The 1,869-nt window shown below is 62.8% G+C and carries 3 protein-coding genes; all 3 read right to left on the minus strand.

Going from position 1 to position 1,869, the window contains the following annotated elements:
* Positions 1-57 precede the first annotated feature (57 nt).
* Positions 58-1,254, minus strand: a complete 1,197-nt coding sequence (locus tag A5789_RS30255; RefSeq protein WP_064903150.1) for a site-specific integrase — start codon at positions 1,252-1,254, stop codon at positions 58-60.
* The gene (locus A5789_RS30260; protein WP_227463079.1) at positions 1,254-1,484 is read right to left on the minus strand and encodes an AlpA family transcriptional regulator; all 231 of its coding nucleotides are present in this window, start codon (positions 1,482-1,484) and stop codon (positions 1,254-1,256) included. The genes A5789_RS30255 and A5789_RS30260 overlap by 1 nt, the downstream gene beginning before the upstream one ends.
* A gap of 13 nt (positions 1,485-1,497) precedes the next feature.
* Positions 1,498-1,869 (minus strand): replication initiator (locus tag A5789_RS37515; RefSeq protein WP_369828830.1); only part of this gene is annotated, 372 nt, incomplete at its 5' end.

The raw sequence follows: 1,869 nt of genomic DNA on the forward strand, positions 1-1,869 counted from the left end.
TTCGAGCTGTACTACGACGTGTAAGTCGTTGTGAGGCTCTGACCTGCGACGGAACACCTATCCGTGGCCTTCTGTCCGCAGTTCGTCCGCAGTAGGTTCCAGCGAGTCCATCCGTTCCGCGATCACTTCACCGATTGCGGTCCGGGTGGACTCGTCTGCGTCCGGCCACAAATGCCCGTAGGTATCCAGCGTCGTGCGCGCCGAGGCATGGCGCAGCCGGGCCTGCACGGTCTTCACGTCTGCCTTCTTGGAGATCAGCAGCGACGCGAAGTAGTGGCGCAAGTCGTGGAAGCTGAATTCCTCCGGGAGCGAGGGAACCCGGTTCTTCTCGCGAATATCACGCAAGGCTCGTTCGATCTGCCAGGGCGGTAGTGGCTGAGCCTCCCCGTTCGTCACGATGTTCTCGTGCGGCCATCGCTGCTTGGACGCGGCGAGCAACAACGTCAGCTCACGCGGAATCGGAATCGGCGTCTCACTGGTCGGCGACTTGAGCGGTTCGGCCGGCCATTGCTGCGCCGGGTGAATGACTCCGCGCATGAAGTCGATATCCGCGACCCGCAGCGCCGATACCTCCGCCACCCGCAAGCCCGCGAACGCACCGAGCAGCACAGCCACCCGCATGTGGTCCGGGCATGCGTCGTACAGCTGCCATACCTGCGCCGTCGTGGCAATGTAGGGCTTCTGCTTGCCCATCGGCGGAGATGTCTTGCGCGAGCACGGATTTCGCGCGATCAAGCCTTCATGCCACGCATCATTCATGATCTGCGACAACCGCCCGTGCAGGGCGTAGATGTAGCTCGGCTTGAGCCCTTCCCGCTTCAATCCCGCGACCCACGCCTTTACCGACGACGGCCGCACTGCCGAGAGCTGCATATTGCCGAACGTCGCAGTGATGCGCTTGATGTGAGTCTTGGCCTCCCGAACAGTCCCCTTCCGATGAATCTCGTAGCCCTTGATCCACTGGTCGCACCACTGCTGCACCGTGATCGCAGCATCCCGGGGAGCCACATGAGTACCCTGCACGATGCTCGACACCTGGTTGGACAGCCACGTCTCGGCATCGGCCTTGCGCTCGAAGCCGCGGACATGTTCCACCGACTGGTCATCGACGTACCGAGCTCGCCACCGCTTCTTACATCCATAGTTCGCCGATCGCACCACTTGCCGAACTTTGGTGCCGTCCTCCTGCACGACGTATACGGTCTTGTGCCAGCGGTCTTCGACCCCCGAACGACGATTGCGCTTACCGGCCATCACGCCACCATCCGTCGACGCTCAGCCTCGATCTCGATACCCGCCCGCTCCTGTTCCGCGAGCCAGGCAAGTACGGTGGCCTTCTTCCACACCCGACGACGAGCGCTCAGCTTGAAGCTGGGCGGTTTGGTCGGGTCACCGATATGCGCCCACCACCGCCAGGTGGCCTCCGGAATACCGGTCAGCGCCTCCAACTGCTTTGCCCGCAAATAGGTTTCGTCCTGAATCATGATCGTTCCCTTCCTATGCTGCCGGTTGTAGTTCCGGAAGTTGTTGTGTGCCTGGCGGACTCGCGTTCAAGCAAGCCATGTCGTACTCGCTGCGCCATTTCAGCCGCCGAGCAACGTTGGCCATGATCAGGTGCTCTCGCGGTGGCACGTTCTTGTCCCCGCGCTCCACCGGTCTCACGATCAGCCGCGACGGATCAGGCTTGGCGATACCGACCGCCGCGAGCATTTGCCGAACAAACTCCGCGCGATCTGCCTTGTGATCGGGGAGGGTCTTGCCGGTCCAGCGACGGGAGACCAGGACACGGCGACCGCGCAGGCCGAGGGTGTCTCGGCGATGGGCTTTGCCCTTGCAGCGGCCGGGCTGGGTCTTGTCGCTGGCGCCCTT

Source organism: Nocardia sp. 852002-51101_SCH5132738 (genome assembly GCF_001665695.1).
Lineage (GTDB): Bacteria > Actinomycetota > Actinomycetes > Mycobacteriales > Mycobacteriaceae > Nocardia > Nocardia nova.